Consider the following 22,043-nt stretch of genomic DNA (forward strand, 5'->3'; position numbering starts at 1 on the left):
CTGATATTTAGACTTGGAGCAATGCTTCAATTTCTACGAGGCTATTAGCTTGTGCAATAGCGCCACGAAGCTTGGCAGCTCCTGCCGTTCCACGAAGGTAATGAGGTGCCAACCCCCGAAATTCTCGAACAGCGATATGCTCGCCCTTGAGGTCAATTAGACGTTTCAAATGATCGTAAGCGACTTGTATTTTATCCTCAAAGCTGAGATCAGGCAGGATTTCTCCTGTTTCAAAATAGTGGTTAATCTGATGAAAAAGATACGGATTGCCCATAGCAGCACGCCCGATCATGACTGCATCTGCCCCCACTTCTTCTATACGCTGTTGAGCATCTTGCACGGTACGAATGTCACCATTGGCAATAAAAGGGATCTTGGTTAAGGCTTGCGCAACATTGTGGAGGGCTTCAAGATCAGCATGCCCAGTATACATCTGCTCGCGTGTACGACCGTGCATAGCAAGAGCCGCCACACCAGCAGCTTCAGCTGCAAGAGCATTTTCCACAGCTAGTGAGGCATCTGCCCAACCAGTACGCATTTTCACGGTCAACGGAATATCTAGAACAGAACGAACTTTATTGATAATAGAATAGATTTTTTCTGGATCTTTGAGCCATTTTGCTCCAGCTTCGTTTTTGACAATTTTATTGACGGGGCAGCCCATATTAATATCCACAATATCTGTTTGAGTATTTTCTTGGATAAATTCGGCAGCGCGCGCCAAACTATCTTCGTCACTCCCAAACAACTGAATGGAAACGGGATGTTCTTCTTCGTCAATATGCAACATATGGAGTGTCTTTTTGTTATTGTATTGAATGCCTTTGTCTGAGACCATTTCCATGACGACAAGTCCTGCGCCAAGCTCTTTTGCAATTGTCCGAAAAGCTGAATTGGTGACGCCTGCCATGGGAGCAAGAACAGTCCGGTTGGGAATTTTTACATCACCAATCAAAAAAGGGGTATTAAGATTTGTCACGAATGAGTTCCTCCAAGTCTTTTTCGTCAAAATGATATGTGCTTTGGCAGAATTGGCAAGTGATTTCAGCGCCGTGGTCTTCATCTCGCATTTCTTCAAGATCTGACTTAGGTAGGCTTGAGAGGGCATTTAAAAACCGTTCTTTGCTGCAATCACATTGGAAGCGGAGCTCTTCTTCTGACAAGCGTTTGTAGGGTTCGTTGCCATAGATAGCTGAAAGCAAGGCTTCAATATGGTTTTCTGATTCCAAAAGTGTTGAAATAGCAGGCATTTCTTGGATTCGTTTTTCAAAGCGGGTGATTTCTTCTTCTTTGGCACCAGGGAGAACTTGCAAGAGAAATCCGCCAGCAACCTTGACCTTGTCGTTGGTATCTAGTAGTACATTCAAGCCAATGGCTGAAGGAGTCTGTTGACTTTCTGTTAGATAGAATGCAAGGTCTTCTCCAATCTCACCAGAAACGAGTGGAGTCATAGAATGATAGGGATTTCCAGTTCCATAATCCGTAATAACGAGAAATTCGCCATTTCCAACGAATGGTCCAACCAACACTTCACCTGTTGCAGTTTTTTTAATGTCCACACCGGAATTTTGCACATAGCCTTTGACAGTACCTTTTGTATCTGCGACGGTGATAATCGCACCAAGAGAGCTTGTCCCTAGTACTTTGACGGTGATTTTTGTATCTCCTTTTTCGTTTGCGGCAAGGATTTGACTGGCAATGAGTGTGCGACCTAACGCTACGGTTGAGCTAGCAAGGGTCTGGTGTTTTTCCTGAGCTGTTCGAACAGTTTCGGTACTATCTAGTACATAAGCTCGGAAAGCTCCGTTTTCTGAAATAGTTTTAATAATCTTATCCATACCTTTTATTGTAACATAAAAAAGAAAAGGGAGCGGGACAAAAATCAGTATTTCGTAAGAAAGTGATTTTGTTGTCCTGCCCCGCACCATTAACGAGGTTGGTCATTATTTACATGGCAAAGAGTTAGTGCTGTATACTGTTACTTTGTTTGGATGAAACAGCATACCACAAGAGTTTATTTTTGTCTTACGTTCATGTTTCAGCTCGTTATGTTTCACTTGTAGTCGGTTTATCCACTTCTTTTTGGCTCTCTTTTCCCTGATCTAGCAAAGCTTGGATAATTTTTTGGTCGCGTAATTTAACAGAGTCATTAATGGTTTCAGCGGATTTGATTACAGTTGCTTCAAGGAGAGCGCGTTTTTCCCGCCCTTTATCAATGGCAGAGATGATTCCTTGGTTTTGAGCGACTAAGCTTTCAGCTAATTTGGTGACGGATTCGACAGCGATTGTTGGATTTTGGGAAATCCTCTCCATTTGTGGAATGACTTCTTTGCTGGTTTCAGCTAGCATTTGCAGCGCTGCATTGTTGGCATTAGAAATAGCATCTGCTACTTGACCAGATTTCATTGATTGTTGCAGGATCCCTAGTTGAGCGATAGAGAGCTTCATAGTCGGAATGGTATTGCGACGGAGCATGCCAAGTTTTTGGCGCATATCAGAAGATACTTTTACAAGATTACGCATTTGCGGGGTAGTGGCCCAAGCGACATATAGACGGCTGATGTATTCTGTATGTTGTTGTTCCAATGTATTCACAACCTCAGTTAAGCGAGCCAATTCTTGTGATTTGGTTTGGTAATCGAGAGTGGCAGTATCTAATTGTGCCACCTCGTTTTGAAGAGTCGAGGCACGCGCACCAGCTTCTTTTTGAGTGGCTTCGATGAAGGAAATGACACCGACTAGATTTTCAATGGATTTGGTGTTGTCTTCAATTAACATTTCAGCAGAAACGATATTGCGTGCGAGCAGATCTTCTTGCTTGACGACAGTGGCAGCCATGCTATCCATTTTTTGCTCAATATTTTGTGAATCAAAATAGAACTCTTGTAAGGTGTTCTTACTTTGTTTAAAGAGTTTTTCTAAAAAATTTGGCTTTTTATCTAGTTCTGCAATTTGAGTATCCTTATATTTAGCAACAAAACCATTTAACTCTTTGTTGGTGTTTTTTAACAATTCATCTACTTGTGGGATTTGAAGTTTCTTTTGTTCGGCTAAAATGCGATTAACAGTATTATTAACTTCTTCGACTGCAGCCTGCCCAAAATCTAAAAGAGTATTTTGATCGGAAATAAAGTTATCTACCAGCTGAGGGGCTTTTGCTATGATCGCATCTTGTTGTTCAGGAGTTAATTTCTCCAAAAAGTTCATCTGTCCGTTTGCTTGTGTTTCGGTTGATTCGATGATTTCAGTAGTTCTGTCTGTTTTGGAAATGGCATTATTAGCGATTTTGTCGATGTCAAAGTTAAATTCTTGGCTCATAAGGTCTCCTTTTGATGGTTATAGTTCGGTATTGGGTTCTTTTTTACTTAAAATCCTCAAGCTGATATCAAAATCTCGTAGATCCGCTTCGTTGAGTTGACGGAGTGTTTCATCCAAGTCTAAATCAAACTGCTCAATAGCTGCTTTGGCGCTAGAAAGTCGTTCTTCTGCATTATAAAAATCTTTCGGTGAGGTCTTGATTTTTAGGTAGCCTTCCAAAATATCCTCATAATGCTCCATTTGAGACTGATGGATCGCAGTTAATTCTTCCTTGTTATTGCTTTCTGACTGAGAAATTTTCTTGAGAATCGCTTCGTGGTCGATTTGAATATTGTGAATAGTTTCAAGTAATTCAGGTGCTAATTCCTCCAAGTTTGGTTTTAAACTTTCGGAAGTTTGAGCGTGAAGATTGTGTAGTTGCTCATGGATATCTGTTGTTACATTTTGCACTTTCCGTTGAATTCGCTGGTAAATTTCAGGCGAGATATATTTTTTTAAGGTGTTGGCTCGGCCTTGAATATAACTCAATTGAGGCAAGAGCTGATCAGCTAATTGTTGGTAATTTGCATAAGATTTTTCTTTCAGATAATTGTCCAACTGTTTGATTCGACTATCTGCAGCCCTGATTTCCTTTTTCAAATCTTCAATTTGCTGACTGGCGCTTGGCTCTGTGATTTTTTTCGGTTTATGAGTTGCATAGTAGTAAATTCCGTAGCCTATGCCGATGGAAAGAAGGATTGGAATGAGGTACTGTATAATAATACCAACTGCGATAAGAATAAGCAGTATACCGATCCATCTTCTAGAACGTACATTGTTATAATTTCTTCTGGGCATAAAATATCTAATCCTGTTTCTTCTGAAATTTCTAAGTCTATTTTAGCATAAAAATGTATAAAAGACGGTACTGAACGATATGTTTGATAAAAAGTTTAGTTGAGTATAAGCAGAGGCTAGCAAGATTTTTCAAAAAATTCTTGACTTCGAGTTAACTCTAAGGTATATAATAAAATTGTAAATAGTTTATTTTTTGATGAATGTGGAGCATCATCTTTTTAATAGAGAAAGGAACAATAAGATGAAAGCAGCAGTTTTTGTAGAACCAGGAAAAATGGAGGTCAGAGAGGTTGCGCGTCCAGGTGCGGTTGTTGGTCGTGTCGGAGTGCCACATACAGGAGACATCAATATTGGTGACTATTGGATGGTCAACTTGGCAATGGCTGGTGGACCTGCTTCTTGTACAACTTATGATAAAGAAGTCTTGTTAAAAGCAGTTCTAGACGGCCAAATCAATCCTGGTAAAGTTTTCACTTAATCTTACAAATTGGAAAACATTGACCAAGCCTACAAAGATATGGCTGATAGAAAAACGATTAAAGCTATGATTGTGATGTAAAATAAAACGAACTACTGAATTTTTGGGGTAGTTCGTTTTATTTTATGTCTATAATTGATAGACTGAGACTATCGTCTTGCAGGATTATTTGAATTTTTAAAAAATTTGTCTCTTTTTTATCCTACAACAATTACGAGAATTCCCTCTAAAACAAGAAGCAAAAGAGAAGTCATCTTAAAAGATTTCATAAAGTTCACCTCCATTCATTTCTTTCTATGATATAATTTTGTTAAAGATACTATAAAAAATTCCCGTATATGAAGCTGGAGGTTTAAAATGACTCATTTTGGAAAAATTTTTAAAAAATTTCGTCAATCTAGAGGAATAAAGTTAAAAGACGTTGCGAAACATGGTCTATCAAAGTCTCAATTATCTAGATTTGAACGTGGAGAAACTGATTTAACAATTACAAAGTTTATGAGAGCATTGCAGGTAATAAATATGCCAATTGATGAATTTATGTATGCTGTACATGATTTTCGTAGAGATGAACTAAATGAATTGTTGGAAAGAATTAGAGTATATATTACAACAAGAGATATATTGAATTTGAAAAAGTTATTGATTGAACAACAAGAAAAGATTCCTGAACATCAAATATTTCATGAATTAAATATTATTTTAATTAAAATTAAACTTCAAGATATATCTGGAGAAGATAGTGTGTCAGAACAGGATATCAAACATCTAATAGATTATTTATTTAGTGTAGAATTTTGGGGAAACTATGAAATACTTCTTTTCGCAAATACTTTAGATGTTTTTAATCATGAAACTTTTATGGTATTATCCCGAGAAATGGTTAGACGTTCGGATTTTTATAAAGAAATTCCTAATAATCGTAGAATTATATCTACGTTGCTCTTAAACTCTTACATCACATGCATAGAACGATGCGAGTTAATGGATGCTGTTTATTTTGAAAAACAGTTAAAGGCTTGCTTCTTTATTGAGACAGAAATTTATGAAAGGTTAGTATTTCAATATGCAAAAGAATTGTACAAGTTGAAGAAAACAAATGATACACGTTCAATTATTGAAATGAAAAAGTATATTGCAGCTTTAAAATTAGCTGGGAGTAATGGATTAGCAGAGACTTTTGATATCCATTTGACGAAACTATTAAAATAGTCCTTTGTGAAGCATATGTGGGAATTTATTTTATTTAAAGTGGATAGAAGTATAATTGAATTATCAAATAAGGAGTATATTGTCATGAAACTTGATATGAAGCCAAATCAGAAGCTTGATTTATCAGTCAAGAAAGTTGATTTAAGTGTTGCTGTACTGACACGTGATAGTTCAAAAGCTCACGGACACTAGAAATAAGGGTAGGATCGTATTCTTCCTACCCTTTTAATTACACAATAGTAAAAGAAAAAGGAAATTAAACATGGATGAACGTTTATGGTTGACAAATTGGAATAGTCTTTATATTCAAAATGATATTTTCTTTACAGATGCTATAAAACCAGTATATGTTGGTTTTAAAATAACTGAAAATTGTAATCAAAGGTGTTCTCATTGTTGGGCTGGAAAAAATCTGACAATAAATCATTCATTTGATGAAATCATTGCGGCTTTAAATAAAATAAAAATTTTAAATCCACTTCATATAACCATTACAGGGGGAGAACCCTTAGTACATGAACATTGGTTGGATATTCTTGGCTATGCTAAGAAAAATTTCCCCATAGTTGAATTGTTTACGAATGCAGTTTTATTTTCTGAAAAATCAATAAAAAAATTATCCAGCTTGTTTGGGGATTTAGATTTTATTCAAGTCAGTTTGGACGGTCTTCGAACTACTTATAAAAAGCAACGTGGTTCTGATGATTTTCAAAAAGTGATTGATGTTTATGAGCTAGTCGATAGCATAGGTATAACTTCTTTTTCAATTTCTCCAGTTTATCCATTGAGAAGAGGAAAAAAGCTAGTTTCGTTAGTAGACTATACTCAATATTTACATAAAGGGAAATTAATTGAAAAAATGCATGCTAAACGTAAGAGCCAAATGAATTTAACGGTAATTTACCCTATGGAAGTCCTCTCAGAAAAGGCAACTTATACTCAAGAAAGCACCTATTTTCAACGTTTTAATACAGATTTATTGCATTGGACAATTGATGGTAGAGGAGACATATTTCATTTTATGGATCAATTTATCTATAAAGAACTGAAAGTAGGTAATATATATGAAAATACAATTGAAGAACTGGAAGCAAATGATTATACTATACAAAAAAATGTATTAGAACATTCAAACCAAGGTTTAAAATGTATGAACTGTAGTTTGGTAGAATCTTGTCCCGGATTTGCCTATGCTAAGTCATATCCTGAGATTGCATTTAGTTACAAAAGGTGTGTATTTAATGAAAAACAATAATTTATTGAAAATTTCTCAAGATTTAGGTAATGATTTTGATTTACCTTATTATATATATACTAAAGTAAAAACAGATACCAATGAAAAAGTTAGTGCACCACTTAAAATCGGACTTAAGCTAACAAATGCTTGCCATTTTCGATGCCCTTATTGTTTTGTCTATAAAGATAATGATTATGTTGATTTTGATAATTTAAAATTGATTTTCCAAAAGTTACCCCAACTGCCCTTTGAAGTATATTTAACTGGTGGCGAAGCAACTCTTCACCCACAATTTTCGGAAATTGTAGATTATCTTACTAATTTAGGAATATTAGTTAAACTACATACAACAGGGGTTATTAACATGCAAAGTAGAAATTATATTCTTAATAATTTAAGTAAGTTTTCATCAATTCAAATTAGCATTGATTCAATAAAAAATTTTGATAAGCTACGTCCTAATATAATCGATAAGGATCCACTAGAAAGAATTATCTCTTTTGTGAAACAATGTAAAGAGAAAAAATATAAAAATTTATTGGTCAATACTGTAATAAGTTCGTTAAATGTAAATGAGTTAGATGAAATTATGGAGTTTTGTTTATGTCATAATTTGTTCAAAGTGCAGCTGTCTACAATATTTACAACTAGCAAACGATTGTTGGTTTCAGATGAAATTTATGCTAAACATTATAACCAAATAATTACTAAGTATAGTAAGAAAGGACTTTGTTTTCAAAATTCTCCATTTTGCCATCCATGGTCATATGCTATCAAACATAACCTAAAATATGATTCTCCCATGTACTGCCCAGCACAGAAAACAGAGTTCGAAATTGATATGCAGGGGAATGTCTACCCATGTCCATTCTTGCATGATGAAACTCATAAAATGGGAAATTTGCTGTCTGATACCTTTGATGAAGTTTGGAATTCAGGGGTTAAAGAGTTAAATAAAGCATCATGGTCTGAAAATAAAAAATGTAAATCATGTGCATTATTTAAGGATTGTGGCGGAGGTTGTTATGCGTTAGCCTATGTATCCCAATTAAATTATGATAAGAGGTGTATTTTACATGAAAATTAGTAAAAATTGGTTTGTTAGATTTGAGCCAAATTTTCAAAGTTCTCAAAAGACTATATTATATAATAAACTAAATGGGGATTTGTATGAATTATCTGAGGTATATTTTGATTTTATTAATAATATAAATCAAAAAAAAGAGTTCTCTATTTTGATCATGAAAAAATATAATATTAATCAATCAGATGTTGAACAGATATCAAAAACTATATTAGAAAACTTAATATCATTAGGAGTTATACTAAATGACTGACATTAGCATAAGCAATCTAAAAAAGGTGTTTCATGGAAAAGTAGTATTGGATATTCCACAGTTCACAGCTTCTAAATCAGAAATTATTTCTGTCTTAGGTGTTAATGGAGCTGGGAAGTCTACCTTTATCAAGACTATTTCAGGTTTGTTGCTACAAGATGAAGGGCAGGTGAATATTTGCGGTTACTCCAATTTTTCTCCTAAAATTCACCAAGTCACTAAATTTGTCCTAGAAAGCGGTAAAGGATACTACGATTATCTTACAGCTAATCAAAATATTGACTATTTTCTCAAACTCAATAAAGCCTCCCGAAGTGATTTAGCTTTAAACATTGCGGTTTTGTTTCAGAAGTTGGATTTTCAACAACACGCTGATACACTTGTTTCAGAACTTTCTCAAGGAACTAGACAAAAGCTATCTTTAATTATTGCTCTGTTGTGTCGCCCAGAGGTTCTTTGTCTAGATGAACCGACAAATGGATTAGATGTGATTGCAAAAAAACAATTAGCTCAAATATTATTAGGATTGAGTAAGGGCAAGAATACGATTGTTCTACTAACTACACATGATATTTCGTTTGCGAGAGATATTTCTAGTAGAGTTTTGGTAATGGATAATGGTCGAATTAAGAAGGATGATAGTTTTGAGCATGTTTTCAGTCGCAAAAATACTTGGAAAAAATATGAAATTGTTTTACCTCTTTCTTTTCAGAATATAATTGAGCGATCATTTCAGAATTTACATTATGTTATACAAGATGAGGAAATGATTATACAAACTCAAGAGAAAGATGTAAAAGACCGCTTACTAAAAGAAACAGATATTGTCCGATTTGAGGAAATAGAACAGGATATTGAAGAAATTTTATACGAGGTTTTATCTAAATGATGAAAGATGTAAAGAGAGAATTTTTGAGACAGATACAAGAGACGATGCAATTTAAATTTAATCTTTTCTTTGCTAATTTTTCAATATTCATTATGGTTTCATCTTATCTGCATTATTTTGAAGAGTCTCAGAATAAATTTACTCTTTTTTGTCTTCTCTTTACTTGGTATTTTACTAGCCATAGTATTACACATCCAACATTTTTTATAGAAGATGATATTTATGATCGGACATTGATTAGTGTTATTCAAAGTAAAAAAAGTGTTGTGCATGTATTGCTTTTTAAAATACTTGTTCAAATACTTATAGATTTGATAAAGGCTATACCGATTTTTTTGATACTCTCATTTTTAAGTGATATAACATTTCCAGCCTCTATAGTAGAGATTTTTGTTATTGTATTAATTTGTCTGTTAGTTATTTTAATATTATACGGTTTAGGTTTCTGTCTTTCTAGTTTTTGCTTGACTTTGAATAGGACATCTAGTTTTACATCGTTGTTATCATATTTCATTCTCTTTTTTACAGGAATCTTAAAACCATTTGATGGCTTTTTGGGAATACTTGGACACATTTTTCCGTTCTATACATTAAGAGAATTCATTCACCGTCCATCAATTACTGAAGTGCTTATAATACTATGGTATGGTGTGGTTTATTGGAGTATTGGTTTTGTACTGTTTCACATATTTTTAAAAATGGCAAAAAAGAAGGGAAATATTTTTCATGTTTAACGAGTTAAAGAGATATTTTTATTATAGAAAACAATACAAATTTGATAGCCTTTGTGATGCTATTTATACATTGATATTTATTGTAGGGATCATCATGATTTTTTCGGGCCAAACATTATTAAATATTTTGTATTTTTATATCTACTTTCTAGTAACAAATATTACATTATTAGCAAATGAGGAGTTAGAATATGAGATTAGAACCAGTCAATACGACAATTTAATAACAAGTAAGTATAAAGTGAAGCGAATATATTTGAGACGTATTGTAGCTTATCTAGTTTGGTCCTCTATACTCTTTATTATTTCACTTTTTGTGTCAAACGTTTTTGGTAGTAGCACTCATTTTGTATTTCCTAAAATGAGTATATTTGGCGCTATTGTGTTTGTGTCAATTAATTTAGTGTTATTTTTAGTGTTTTATATGGGAGTGATAAAGTTAACAGAAAAATTTAAACGTGTATCCGTATTATTGAATTTTCTGAACACAATTTTTTTATTTTATTCAGGTTTGGTTTTTCCAACATCTTTTGAAACATTTGCAGATATGTTAAACAAAATTTTATCTTTGGGAAACAACTAGTTATCAAAAAGAATTTCAGTTTTAATTTAGTGTTGGACAATGATTCACAGGCATAACTGGAGTTAGGTAAGGTGAGTTAACAACGTACTAAAAATAAACTGAATGACTATATTATAAAAATGAGTAAATTTAAAGGGCGTTTTAGTCGCACTTTATATTTCTGTCCAATAGTTCTCAAATATCTTAATTTTTGGTAAAATAAAAGAAAAACGGCTTAGAAAGAGGAAAGCGATGTCCTTAACTAGTCAAATTATTACAGCCGAATTTCCGGATTTAGAAAAAGTAGAACAACTCAATACAGAAGCCTTTCCTGAGGAGGAGCGTGCACCGCTATCTGAGTTGCTACGCTATGGAGATGGGGAATATTCTCATTTCTTTGCCTTTTATGACGGTGATGAATTTGTCGGTTTTGCCTTTTCGGTTTACAATGAAAGAGCCTTTTATATCAGCTTTTTTGCGATTATGCCTCATTTGCGCAGTCACGGTTATGGTGGCAAAATTATTGATAAGTTGGTGGATTTTTATCAAAGAACCATGATTTTAGAAGTAGAACGGCTGGATGAGCCTTGTGATAATCTGGAACAGCGAAAAGCCCGTATGGATTTTTACAAGAGAAATGGTTTTCGCTCCTCACATGCCTACTTAGAATACGACGGTTTAAGTTTTGAAATCCTTTATAAAGGAGCGTTTTTTGATGAGGAAGCCTATCGGGACATTTTCAAAAAGATTCAAGAAGATGGCTATTTTGAATTTGAAATCAAACACGGTCATGGAAGAGACTGGGAGTAGCTGAGAAGCCCCGTCAAAATTTTTAAATTTTTCATTGCTATATATAAAAAACGAGCTATTTATGCTCGTTTTTTGTGGTATAAAGTTTAATAAATTTCTGGGAAAAGTTTCGCTAAAATGTTAGGCGTAATGCTTTGACCGGGTCCTTCTGCACAATAGGTGTGCATGTATATATATAGCTTGAAATTGAGTTCGATGCAGGTGCAGTTGGACTCTTTTTTGCTGGCTGGAAGCGTGCTATCCGAGATAATTAAATCCACGCCACAAACTCAAGCTCCCATAGCAGTTGCCATTTCTGCCGCTAATTCCTTGTAGGAAGTGTGCATGATTTCAGTCACATCTACTGAGTCTCCGCCAGTAGAAATATTAGAATTGCACCGGAGAAAGACTTGAACTCCTTTTGGTAAGATATCGTCTGCTTTATAACCTTGCTGTTCTAGCATGAATAGCTCGATCTCTCCTAGTTTGATTCTTTCCAAAGGAGAGCGGTGATCTCGACTGCGCAGGGGATTGGCGTTTTTCGTAGCGACCAATTCTCGAATAGTGTGTCGACCGTCTCCTCTAACGTTGGCTGGCAAACGTAGGAGTACCGCCTCACATTTGCCATCTAGGACGAAAAAGCAGTACTCGGTTTCTGCGATAAATTCCTCGCCAAGGACAGAGCTGTCTTCTAAAAAGGCAATTTCCAATGCTTTTTGGGAACTGTCTAGATTGGTAGGCTCTTGAAAAATAGAAATTCCTAAACCGAAGTTAGTGGATTTAGGCTTGATGACAATCGATTTGTCCTTTCCGAAAGTAGCTTGTAGAATAGGAGCATCTACTGCTATTTTTTCTAACAAATGATTGATGTTCATGGTAAATACCTGTTTGTTTTCTAATCTTTTTAGTCTATTATAAAAATGCTTAGAAGACAAATGTCTACTACGTTTTCCGAACTTTTTTAAAAGAAAATGCTCATAATTTTAGATAAGATACAGATTTTACAAAGGTGAGATGTTCAAACTTCGTCATTTGCAAATAACGATGGCGGTCTTATCTTGAAAAAAGAAGGAATTTTTCTTATAATAAAGTGTAAGATATAATTGCGGGTGAGACTCCTGCCATGTAGACAAGAAAGGACGAGCACTTAGCTCAGACAAGATTATGACATCAGTTGTTGTTGTAGGGACCCAGTGGGGAGATGAAGGAAAAGGAAAGATTACAGATTTCCTTTCAGCCAATGCCGAAGTCATTGCCCGTTATCAAGGCGGAGATAATGCGGGTCATACCATTGTAATTGGCGGTAAAAAGTATAAATTGCACTTGATTCCGTCAGGTATTTTCTTCCCAGATAAAATTTCTGTTATCGGGAATGGAATGGTGGTTAATCCAAAATCTTTGGTACGTGAATTGACTTATTTGCACGAAGAAGGTGTTACGACGGATAATCTTCGGATTTCAGATCGTGCTCATGTTATCCTACCTTATCATATTGAGTTAGACCGCTTACAAGAAGAAGCAAAAGGTGATAATAAAATCGGGACGACTATTAAGGGAATTGGACCAGCTTACATGGACAAAGCCGCTCGTGTCGGAATTCGGATTGCAGATTTGCTAGATAAGGATATTTTCAGAGAACGTTTAGAGCGTAATTTGGCTGAGAAGAATCGTCTGTTTGAAAAACTCTATGACAGCACAGCTATCAGATTTGACGATATGTTTGAGGAATACTATGCATATGGTCAGCAAATTAAACAATACGTGACAGATACTTCTGTTATCTTGAACGATGCTCTTGATCAAGGCAAGCGAGTGCTCTTTGAAGGGGCGCAGGGAGTGATGCTAGATATCGATCAAGGTACTTATCCATTTGTAACGTCATCTAATCCTGTTGCAGGTGGTGTGACGATTGGTTCGGGAGTAGGGCCAAGTAAAATCGACAAAGTTGTCGGGGTTTGCAAAGCTTATACCAGTCGTGTTGGTGATGGACCATTTCCAACAGAATTGTTTGATGAAGTAGGCAACCGCATTCGTGAAGTTGGCCATGAATATGGAACGACAACAGGACGTCCTCGCCGTGTTGGTTGGTTTGACTCAGTTGTGATGCGCCATAGCCGCCGTGTATCTGGAATTACCAATCTTTCTCTCAATTCAATTGATGTTTTGACGGGACTTGATACAGTTAAAATCTGTGTCGCTTATGATTTAGATGGTGAGCGCATTGATTATTACCCAGCTAGTTTGGAGCAGCTCAAACGGTGCAAGCCAATCTATGAAGAATTGCCGGGATGGTCAGAAGATATTACAGGTGTTCGCAGTTTAGAAGAGTTGCCAGAGAATGCTCGCAACTATGTCCGCCGTGTCAGTGAATTGGTTGGTGTTCGTATTTCTACTTTCTCTGTCGGTCCTGGTCGTGAACAGACAAACATCCTGGAAAGTGTTTGGTCAAGTTTGTAATAGAAGCAAACAAAGCGGGTTTCGGCTCGCTTTTTATTGACGCAATAAAAAAATTTAAAGAATGATTCTCTCTTAAGTTAATTTTAAGCTGGCTAGGTTATACTAAAATCATCAGATGAAGACCTCCTAACTTTATTTGATAGAAATCCTAAACTTTTTCATAATAATCTCCTGAAAGCCATCGAAAGGTGGCTTTTTTTATATTTTCGGGTTTATAACATGATATAATAAATGGAGAACAAAGGAGATAAATGATGAACTTTACAGATTTGTCTAATAAAGAACAGGAAAAAATAATGATAAGTAAAATTATCAGGAATTTAAAAAAGCTAGGTGGCTATGCAACCAAACGAGAGTTGCTAGATGCTATTAAAAAGGGAGAAAATACGATAGATGAGAATTTTTTTGAGGAAGAAAAAGTGTCTCAAAAAAGTGGAAAATTTATAAACCTAGTGATTACACTTTTGATTTTTCTGCCAAAAGTTTGCTTACCACGGGTTATCTTTCTAAACCAAAGCAATCGACTTTTGAATTGACAGAATTAGGTAGAAAAGTGAAACTGGATGAGCATTTTGCTAGCGATATTCAACAGAAGGCCATTCAATTTTGGAAAAATGAGAAGAAGTTAAAACAATTCTTTAAGTTATCCTTTGAAAAGGAATTAAAACATTCACTAGATGACTCAAAAGAAAATTGGAGAGTTGAGTTGACGAGAGCTTTAAAATCTATGTCACCACAAAAATTTGAAACTTTTGCTCGTGGTCTAGTCAAGGAGATGGGTGTCAAACTAGATGAAAAAATTGAGGTTAGTTATACTAATGATGGTGGTTTAGATGGTTTTATATTACTAGTACAGATGACTTCAGAACCAATCGTGTAGATATCCAAGCAAAGCGTTGGGAAAACAATGTTCCTTCTCTGGAGATTAATAAATTCCGCGGTGCAATGGATAAATACAATGCAGAATATGGTATTTTTATTACAACTTCTGATTTTTCAAGAAGTGCTATTGAAGCAGCTCGTCAAGGGACTAGAGTCATTACTTTAATCAATAGCGAGGATATTGCGGATCTAGTTGCCAAATATAAACTTCATGTCAAGGAAGTCACGACTTATGAATTAGGAGATTTTTATTATACAGAGGATTAGACGGTGAAAAGATGAACTATACAGTTGAAGAAAAAGAATTTTTTATGCGGGAGGCTTTGAAAGAAGCAGAGATTGCGCTTGCTAATGATGAAATTCCGATTGGTTGTGCTATTGTCAAGGACGGGAAGGTTATCGGCCGTGGACATAATGCACGTGAGGAATTGCAGCGAGCGGTCATGCATGCGGAAGTGATGGCAATTGAGAAAGCCAATCAGCATGAGCATAGCTGGCGTCTGCTGGATACGACCCTTTTTGTCACTATTGAACCTTGTGTCATGTGCAGTGGTGCTATTGGTCTGGCTCGCATTCCACAAGTTATCTATGGTGCAAAGAATCCAAAATTCGGCGCAGCAGGCAGTCTTTATGACATTCTAACGGATGAACGTCTTAATCACCGAGTTGAACTGGAAACTGGGATTTTGGAGGTAGAATGTGCTCAGATGATGCAAGATTTTTTTAGAAAGAGGAGACAGAGATGAAACGTTGGCTAAGTATTTTATTCTTTCTTTTGACATTGTTGTTTATTGGGTTGCTGATAGGGAATGTAGAATTTCAAGCTTGGGCTTTCACACGTCATCAAAATCAGTTATCTTGGTATATCCGTCCGATTCTCATTTTACCGATTATCTATTTTTCCTATCGAAAGAGCCTTCTTGGAATTTCTGCTAGCATCTTTGCTCTTTTTACCAGTATGATTTGGTTTTGGGAACCAAAGACGACTTCTCCTTTGGTAAAAGAGTTTCTAACTTATGAGCAAGATTTTTTACAGGCGGATTGGAATCTCAAAAAAATTTTATTTGTCTTTTTGGTGATTAGTTTCTTTCTGCTCCTGATTAGAGCAACTTGGCTCCATAGTTGGAAATTGTTGGCAATACTTTTGATTCTTACAGCTTTTTTGAAAATCCTTTGGTCTTATCTAGATAGTGGGAGAGCTGGTTTAACAATTGTGGTGCCAGCGATTCTAGGTTTATTTATCTGTTTATTTTCCCTTTCTTTTTGGATGAAGGGAAAATCTTAATTGGCATAAAAACAAATTTATGGTATAATACTTATCGGAGCAACAATTCTGCGTGAAGCGGGTCAGGGGAGGAATCCAGCAGCCCTAAGCGAGTGTGAATTGTGTGCTCTTTTTATTTTGAAGAATAGGAACAATTGTTAAAGCGCGTGTTGAAGAATTGAAAAACTTCTTCAAAAATAGTGTTTAGTTATAAATCAGTATCATTTCTGAGAAAGGAAAAGACAGATGTATTACATGGGAGAGATTTTTAGAGAACTACGAACAGGGAGGCACATTTCTCTTAAGGAAGCAACTGGAGAGGAGTTTTCATATTCCATGCTCAGTAAGTTTGAAAATGGAACGTCAGATATTTCGGCCTCAAAACTGTTAATTGGTTTAGAGAATATTAGAACAGAACTAGAAGAATTTGTTTATTTAGTACGTGGCTTTCAGCCTACTTCATACACTCTACTAAAAAATAAACTATGGGAGGCTCAAGAACAGAAGGATATAAAGACATTATGGGAAATGTACAACAATGAAATAGATCAATACCAATCTAAAAAAGAAGAGGAGCATATCCTAAATGCTATTGTTATCAAAGGTCACATGTTTTTCTTGGATGAAACCATTCAAGCAACAGAGGTCGAGCTGAATTTTTTATATGATTATTTCTTTTCTGTTGAAATCTGGGGAGAATATGAGTTGCGATTGTTTTCAGATATAGCAGCTTTATTTCCTATTGATCTCTATTTTCGGTACACTCGAGAAATGTTACAAAGAGTTGATTTTTTAGGGGATCTACAGAAAAATAAAAATTATATCTACACCATTCTCCTGAATGGACTGTTTAAAGCAATTGACAAAAAAAGTTTAAATAAAGCAGCTTATTTTGATAAAAAAATAAAAGAAAAGTTTTTTGATGAAAATGAAGCCTATTTGCGAATTGTCTATTTGTTCGCAGATGGACAGCATGATTATATTTTAGGACAGAGAAATGAGGGGCTTACAAGAATGAAAAATGCCATATCAACTCTTGAAATCATTGGCTGTGAGCATAGCGCAAATTATTACTCTAAAAATATGTCCGAATGGTTAAAAGAATTTGAATAAATGACAAATCAGAAGAATGTTAGAAAGCTAAAAGCAAGGAAATAGGTTTAGCTAATCATGGCTAAAGCATGCTCCTTGCTTTTTTTGTTACTGAAATGGATTTGAATATATGACAAATTTAGTTTGAATGTTACCTTTTAAGATATACTGAGTGCAATGAAAGTCTATTGCTAATCATACAAAGACTGGAAAGGAAACTTAATATGAAATTATTTTTTTCTAATGCACTATATAGAAGTATCACACTATCAAGAATGTTCAATTTAATGGGGTCTTACATATACAATATTGTATTTGTGATTTATGCTGCTAGTTTACCCTACGCAAATATAGCTGTATTTATTGCAAATATCATTACGATTATTCCAACGTTTTTTACATTTTGGATAGGAGTACAAGCCGATAGGACAGGTAAAAAAGGCGATCTCATGATTGTCATAGGCTTTGTTCAGGCGATTCTATTTACAGTAGTAGCTTTCTTGATTTCTAGTAAAACCTTCCTTGTTTTTGCAATTGTGTGTTTCTTAAATGTCGTGACAGATGTTTTAAGTGACTATGCTGGTGGCTTAAGAATGCCGATTTTACAAAAGAATTTAGAAAAAGATGAGTTATTTGAAGCTTACTCTTTTACTCAATTTATCACTTATTGCTGTAGCATTACTGGACAAACAGTAGGGGTTTGGTTGCTTGCAATTTCAGCCAATAATTTTGCATTAGTTGCTACGATCAATGCTCTATCATTTTTAATTTCTTCTATGGTGCTTCTACATAAACGCCGTCAGTTAATTCATGAAACTGTGACCTCAACTTTTGAGAAAAATTCTCTTTTTACACAATTTAAAATGCTTTATCAAAATATGGAGTTGATTTTTCAAGAATCTGAAAATGCTTCTTTCATTCACTTGCTGCTTGCGATTTTAACTTTGAATATGATGGGAGGAGCTATTAACAGTATTTACAATTTTTATTTTCTAAAACATACCATTTTTCATCTTACTTATGCGCAATCTCTTTTGATTGTAGAAGTTGTTCTATTGGTTGGCGCCATTCTAGGAAGTTTGACACCTCACGATTATTTTTCAAAAAAATCATTTTCATTTCTGCTTGTCATGAATAGTTCTTCATTTGGACTAGTTGGCATTAGTAATTTAGTAGGTCTGCCACCAATCATTGGGATTATTATCTTAGCTTTTTCAGCTTATATAATGGGAAAATCTACACCTAAACTGGATGCTATGTTAATGGCTAATTTACCATCTAATGTGTTGGCTCAAAGTAATAACTTTCTTGGATTGTTATTTACCTTTTCTTTACCATTGGGAACGGTCCTCTTTTCAGTTCTCTCTGCCTACAATATCTATTTGTGCTGGTTTATTTTTGCTGTCTGTTCACTATTGGCGCTTTTGCTGTCTTTGCAAAATAATCGACTCAAAAAAGGAGACATCAGTTAAACTCTAGAAACTAAGATTAAGCTGCTATTTATTTTCCTCTATTTTTTATTTTAGAAGTATTCTGTGGGTGATTATTTCTTGATTTACGCAAACGATTGCTTTCAAGATTGGTATGAGATTGCGATTTTTGAAAGTTAACTATAAAAAAACAATTTGGAAACGTTTTAGTCAAGAAAATTGCTTGATAAAAAAGTGGTAAAGCGGTATCATAGTAGGGAAGAAAAATTGGAGGACTATAATGACACATATTCAGTTTAATTACTCAAACGTTCTTGGAAAATTTGTTGCACCGCATGAAGTGGACTATATGCAAACACAAGTTTCTGCAGCAGATGAACTATTGCGCAAAGGAACTGGTGCAGGAAGTGACTTCCGTGGTTGGCTTGACCTTCCAGAAAACTATGATAAAGAAGAATTTGCTCGTATTTTGAAAGCAGCAGAACAAATCAAATCAGATAGCGATGTCTTGGTGGTGATTGGGATTGGTGGTTCATACCTTGGAGCAAAGGCCGCAATTGACTTCTTGAACAATCATTTTGCGAACTTGCAAACCAAAGAAGAACGCAAAGCTCCTCAAATTCTATATGCAGGAAACTCTATTTCATCTACTTATCTTGCAGACTTGGTGGAATACGTTTCGGATAAAGATTTCTCAGTCAATGTGATTTCTAAATCAGGGACAACGACAGAACCTGCCATCGCATTCCGTGTCTTCAAAGAACTCTTGATTAATAAATACGGTCAAGAAGAAGCTAACAAACGTATCTATGCGACAACTGACCGCCAAAAAGGTGCTGTTAAGGTTGAAGCAGATGCTAACGGTTGGGAAACATTTGTGGTTCCAGATGACATCGGTGGACGTTTCTCAGTATTGACAGCAGTTGGATTGCTTCCGATCGCTGCATCAGGCGCTGACATCAAAGCCCTTATGGAAGGTGCCAACGCAGCACGTAAAGACTACACTTCAGACAAGATTGCAGAAAACGAAGCTTATCAATACGCAGCTCTTCGTAATATCCTTTACCGCAAAGGTTATGCAACTGAAATTTTGGTTAACTACGAGCCATCACTTCAATACTTCTCAGAATGGTGGAAACAATTGGCTGGAGAGTCAGAAGGAAAAGACCAAAAAGGAATCTACCCAACTTCAGCTAACTTCTCGACAGATCTTCACTCTCTTGGACAATTTATCCAAGAAGGTGCGCGTATTATGTTTGAAACAGTTGTACGTGTGGATAAACCACGCAAGAACGTGACGATCCCTGAATTGGCAGAAGACCTAGATGGACTCGGCTACCTACAAGGCAAAGATGTTGACTTCGTTAATAAGAAAGCGACAGATGGTGTGCTTCTGGCTCATACAGATGGTGATGTGCCAAATATGTATGTAACACTTCCAGAGCAAGATGCCTTTACTCTTGGGTACACGATTTACTTCTTTGAACTTGCTATTGCGATTTCTGGTTATTTGAATGCTATTAATCCATTTGATCAACCGGGTGTTGAGGCTTACAAGAAAAATATGTTTGCCCTCCTTGGGAAACCAGGATTTGAAGACTTGAGCCAAGAATTGAACGCTCGTTTGTAATTTGTATTCAATGGAACGACTTCTGAAAGGGAGTCGTTTTTTATACGCCAAGCATATAATTGAGTGAAATTTTCACAAAAACAGAAGAAAAAGATAGAAAGAAAGCGCTTTATTGTGTATAATAAAAGCAGATTATACAACGGAGGCGCTTTATGTCACAAGAAACTTATATCATGGCGATTGACCAAGGGACAACTAGCTCGCGAGCGATTATTTTCAATAAAAAAGGTGAGAAGGTTGCCACAAGTCAAAAAGAATTTACTCAAATTTTCCCACAGGCAGGCTGGGTTGAGCACAATGCAAATGAGATTTGGAATTCTGTACAGTCGGTTATTGCAGGTGCTTTTATTGAAAGTGGCATTAAGCCAAATCAGATTGAAGCAATTGGTATTACTAATCAGCGAGAGACAACGGTTGTTTGGGATAAGAAAACGGGTTTGCCTATTTATAATGCTATTGTTTGGCAATCTCGACAAACAGCTCCTTTAGCAGAAAAACTCAAGCAAGATGGCTATGTAGAGTTCTTTCATCGAAAAACAGGTTTGATTATAGATGCTTATTTCTCTGCAACTAAGGTACGCTGGATTTTGGATCAAGTAGAGGGAGCTCAGGAACGAGCAGAACAAGGGGAATTGCTCTTTGGAACGATTGATACATGGTTGGTATGGAAATTAACGGATGGTGCAACTCATGTGACTGATTATTCCAATGCAGCGCGGACGATGTTGTATAATATCAAGGATTTGAAGTGTGATGATGAGATTTTATCTTTGCTCAATATCCCAAAAGTCATGTTACCAGAAGTTCGTTCAAACTCAGAAATTTATGGAAAAACAGTTCCCTACCATTTCTATGGAGGAGAAGTACCGATTTCAGGAATGGCAGGCGATCAGCAAGCTGCTCTCTTTGGTCAGTTGGCATTTGAGCCGGGAATGGTGAAGAATACTTATGGGACAGGCTCTTTCATTATTATGAATACTGGGCAGGAATGCAATTTATCAAAAAATAATCTTTTGACAACCATTGGTTATGGGATAAATGGCAAAGTGACTTATGCTTTGGAAGGGTCAATTTTCATTGCGGGTAGTGCTATTCAGTGGCTTCGTGACGGCCTGCGCATGATTTCTAATTCACCTGAATCTGAGAAATATGCAAAAAATTCCACCAATGAAAATGAAGTATATATCGTTCCAGCTTTTACAGGCCTTGGAGCACCTTATTGGAATCCAGAAGCAAGAGGTTCTGTTTTTGGTTTGACACGTGGAACGAGTAAAGAAGATTTTATCAAAGCCACTTTGCAATCCATTGCTTATCAGGTACGCGATATCATTGATACGATGCAAATGGATACTGATACAGCTATCCAAGTTCTAAAGGTAGATGGTGGCGCTGCAATGAATGATTTTCTTATGCAATTTCAAGCAGATATTCTTGGGATTGAGTTAGCACGTGCGACAAATTTGGAAACAACGGCTCTTGGGGCGGCTTTTCTAGCTGGACTTGCGGTTGGCTATTGGAAAGATGTGGAGGAGCTGAAAACATTAAATGCGGTTGGGGAAATATTCTATCCAACTATGCCAGAACTAGAGCGCCAAAAATTATATAAAGGCTGGAAAACAGCAGTTGCAGCGACACAATTTTTTGCAAAAGAAACTAGTAAATAGTTGAAAAAACAAGATTGTGAATGCAAGTAACATTTATTAGTCATTGTAAAAGAGCGATTAGGAGCAAATCTTGATTGTTCTTTTTGGATTAAGATCTTAAAAACAACGTGAACTTTAAATTCTTAGAAAAATAGCTTATAACCTTCATTTTGGTTTAAGTAGGGAGAGTAGGTTAAATGGCGAATATGCTTGCTCTTATTGGTTTTTTTGAAAATTATGGTATAATAGATA

General features: G+C 35.7%; 21 protein-coding genes, 1 other RNA gene and 2 pseudogenes. 19 read left to right on the top strand and 5 right to left on the bottom strand.

Features of this window, described 5'->3' with window-relative positions:
- Positions 1–7: 7 nt before the first annotated feature.
- The 4 genes from dusB to PCY10_RS08195 all read right to left on the bottom strand — a co-directional run bounded on the left by dusB (position 8) and on the right by PCY10_RS08195 (position 4,155).
- A complete protein-coding gene (gene dusB, locus PCY10_RS08180; protein WP_021002328.1) occupies positions 8–979 on the bottom strand; it encodes a tRNA dihydrouridine synthase DusB in 972 nt (323 codons plus the stop codon).
- Positions 966–1,838, bottom strand: a complete 873-nt coding sequence (hslO, locus tag PCY10_RS08185; protein ID WP_006269717.1) for an Hsp33 family molecular chaperone HslO — start codon at positions 1,836–1,838, stop codon at positions 966–968. Before hslO ends, dusB begins: the two co-directional genes overlap by 14 nt.
- A 208-nt stretch (positions 1,839–2,046) precedes the next feature.
- A complete protein-coding gene (locus PCY10_RS08190; RefSeq protein WP_021002330.1) occupies positions 2,047–3,318 on the bottom strand; it encodes a toxic anion resistance protein in 1,272 nt (423 codons plus the stop codon).
- 18 nt (positions 3,319–3,336) lie between these two features.
- Positions 3,337–4,155 (bottom strand): hypothetical protein, encoded by an 819-nt coding sequence (locus PCY10_RS08195; protein ID WP_009567837.1) that lies wholly within the window; start codon positions 4,153–4,155, stop codon positions 3,337–3,339.
- A 310-nt stretch (positions 4,156–4,465) separates the two neighbouring features.
- Here PCY10_RS08195 and PCY10_RS08200 point away from each other — a divergent pair.
- From PCY10_RS08200 to PCY10_RS08235, 8 genes and pseudogenes are all read left to right on the top strand, one after another.
- A pseudogene (locus PCY10_RS08200) lies at positions 4,466–4,714 on the top strand (alcohol dehydrogenase); the annotation flags it as partial.
- 276 nt (positions 4,715–4,990) lie between these two features.
- Positions 4,991–5,845 carry an Rgg/GadR/MutR family transcriptional regulator gene (locus PCY10_RS08205; protein ID WP_021002331.1) on the top strand — a complete coding sequence of 285 codons (855 nt, stop codon included), beginning with the start codon at positions 4,991–4,993 and terminating at the stop codon, positions 5,843–5,845.
- 262 nt (positions 5,846–6,107) lie between these two features.
- A complete protein-coding gene (locus tag PCY10_RS08210) occupies positions 6,108–7,100 on the top strand; it encodes a radical SAM/SPASM domain-containing protein (protein WP_021002332.1) in 993 nt (330 codons plus the stop codon).
- Complete coding sequence (locus PCY10_RS08215; RefSeq protein WP_021002333.1) at positions 7,087–8,169, top strand: radical SAM protein; 1,083 nt, start codon at positions 7,087–7,089, stop codon at positions 8,167–8,169. Before PCY10_RS08210 ends, PCY10_RS08215 begins: the two co-directional genes overlap by 14 nt.
- Positions 8,159–8,419, top strand: coding sequence for a hypothetical protein (locus tag PCY10_RS08220; protein WP_003077691.1), 261 nt, complete (start codon positions 8,159–8,161; stop codon positions 8,417–8,419). Before PCY10_RS08215 ends, PCY10_RS08220 begins: the two co-directional genes overlap by 11 nt.
- Positions 8,412–9,308: an ABC transporter ATP-binding protein gene (locus tag PCY10_RS08225; RefSeq protein ID WP_003077741.1), complete on the top strand. Its 897-nt coding sequence runs from the start codon at positions 8,412–8,414 to the stop codon at positions 9,306–9,308. The genes PCY10_RS08220 and PCY10_RS08225 overlap by 8 nt, the downstream gene beginning before the upstream one ends.
- On the top strand, positions 9,305–10,042 hold the full coding sequence (locus PCY10_RS08230; protein ID WP_003077680.1) for an ABC transporter permease: 738 nt from the start codon (positions 9,305–9,307) through the stop codon (positions 10,040–10,042). The genes PCY10_RS08225 and PCY10_RS08230 overlap by 4 nt, the downstream gene beginning before the upstream one ends.
- Positions 10,043–10,856: 814 nt before the next feature.
- A complete protein-coding gene (locus tag PCY10_RS08235) occupies positions 10,857–11,414 on the top strand; it encodes a GNAT family N-acetyltransferase (protein ID WP_021002334.1) in 558 nt (185 codons plus the stop codon).
- A gap of 86 nt (positions 11,415–11,500) precedes the next feature.
- Here PCY10_RS08235 and PCY10_RS08240 read toward each other — a convergent pair.
- Positions 11,501–12,202 (bottom strand): annotated as a pseudogene (locus PCY10_RS08240) (glutathione biosynthesis protein GshAB); the annotation flags it as partial.
- A gap of 355 nt (positions 12,203–12,557) precedes the next feature.
- Between PCY10_RS08240 and PCY10_RS08245 the strand changes: the two are divergent.
- The 11 genes from PCY10_RS08245 (at position 12,558) to glpK (ending at position 21,812) form a co-directional block, all read left to right on the top strand.
- Positions 12,558–13,850, top strand: a complete 1,293-nt coding sequence (locus PCY10_RS08245) for an adenylosuccinate synthase (protein ID WP_117276531.1) — start codon at positions 12,558–12,560, stop codon at positions 13,848–13,850.
- Between the two features lie 251 nt (positions 13,851–14,101).
- The gene (locus tag PCY10_RS08250; protein WP_235046484.1) at positions 14,102–14,386 is read left to right on the top strand and encodes a restriction endonuclease; all 285 of its coding nucleotides are present in this window, start codon (positions 14,102–14,104) and stop codon (positions 14,384–14,386) included.
- A 17-nt stretch (positions 14,387–14,403) separates the two neighbouring features.
- Entirely contained in the window at positions 14,404–14,730 is a 327-nt protein-coding gene (locus PCY10_RS08255) for a restriction endonuclease (protein ID WP_253678069.1), read from the top strand.
- Between the two features lie 2 nt (positions 14,731–14,732).
- Entirely contained in the window at positions 14,733–14,999 is a 267-nt protein-coding gene (locus PCY10_RS08260; protein ID WP_253678070.1) for a restriction endonuclease, read from the top strand.
- A gap of 11 nt (positions 15,000–15,010) precedes the next feature.
- A complete protein-coding gene (gene tadA, locus PCY10_RS08265) occupies positions 15,011–15,478 on the top strand; it encodes a tRNA adenosine(34) deaminase TadA (RefSeq protein WP_301558981.1) in 468 nt (155 codons plus the stop codon).
- Entirely contained in the window at positions 15,475–16,017 is a 543-nt protein-coding gene (locus tag PCY10_RS08270; protein WP_021002337.1) for a hypothetical protein, read from the top strand. The genes tadA and PCY10_RS08270 overlap by 4 nt, the downstream gene beginning before the upstream one ends.
- Before the next feature lie 31 nt (positions 16,018–16,048).
- Positions 16,049–16,135, top strand: an RNA gene (gene ffs / locus PCY10_RS08275) — signal recognition particle sRNA small type.
- A gap of 107 nt (positions 16,136–16,242) precedes the next feature.
- Entirely contained in the window at positions 16,243–17,109 is an 867-nt protein-coding gene (locus PCY10_RS08280; protein WP_301558982.1) for an Rgg/GadR/MutR family transcriptional regulator, read from the top strand.
- 203 nt (positions 17,110–17,312) lie between these two features.
- A complete protein-coding gene (locus PCY10_RS08285) occupies positions 17,313–18,560 on the top strand; it encodes a hypothetical protein (RefSeq protein WP_021002339.1) in 1,248 nt (415 codons plus the stop codon).
- A gap of 238 nt (positions 18,561–18,798) precedes the next feature.
- Positions 18,799–20,148: a glucose-6-phosphate isomerase gene (locus PCY10_RS08290; protein ID WP_021002340.1), complete on the top strand. Its 1,350-nt coding sequence runs from the start codon at positions 18,799–18,801 to the stop codon at positions 20,146–20,148.
- 152 nt (positions 20,149–20,300) lie between these two features.
- Positions 20,301–21,812 carry a glycerol kinase GlpK gene (gene glpK / locus PCY10_RS08295; protein ID WP_301558983.1) on the top strand — a complete coding sequence of 504 codons (1,512 nt, stop codon included), beginning with the start codon at positions 20,301–20,303 and terminating at the stop codon, positions 21,810–21,812.
- Positions 21,813–22,043: the final 231 nt, after the last annotated feature.

It is taken from the genome of Streptococcus sp. SI1 (genome assembly GCF_030439945.1).
GTDB classification, from domain to species: Bacteria; Bacillota; Bacilli; order Lactobacillales; family Streptococcaceae; genus Streptococcus; species Streptococcus intermedius.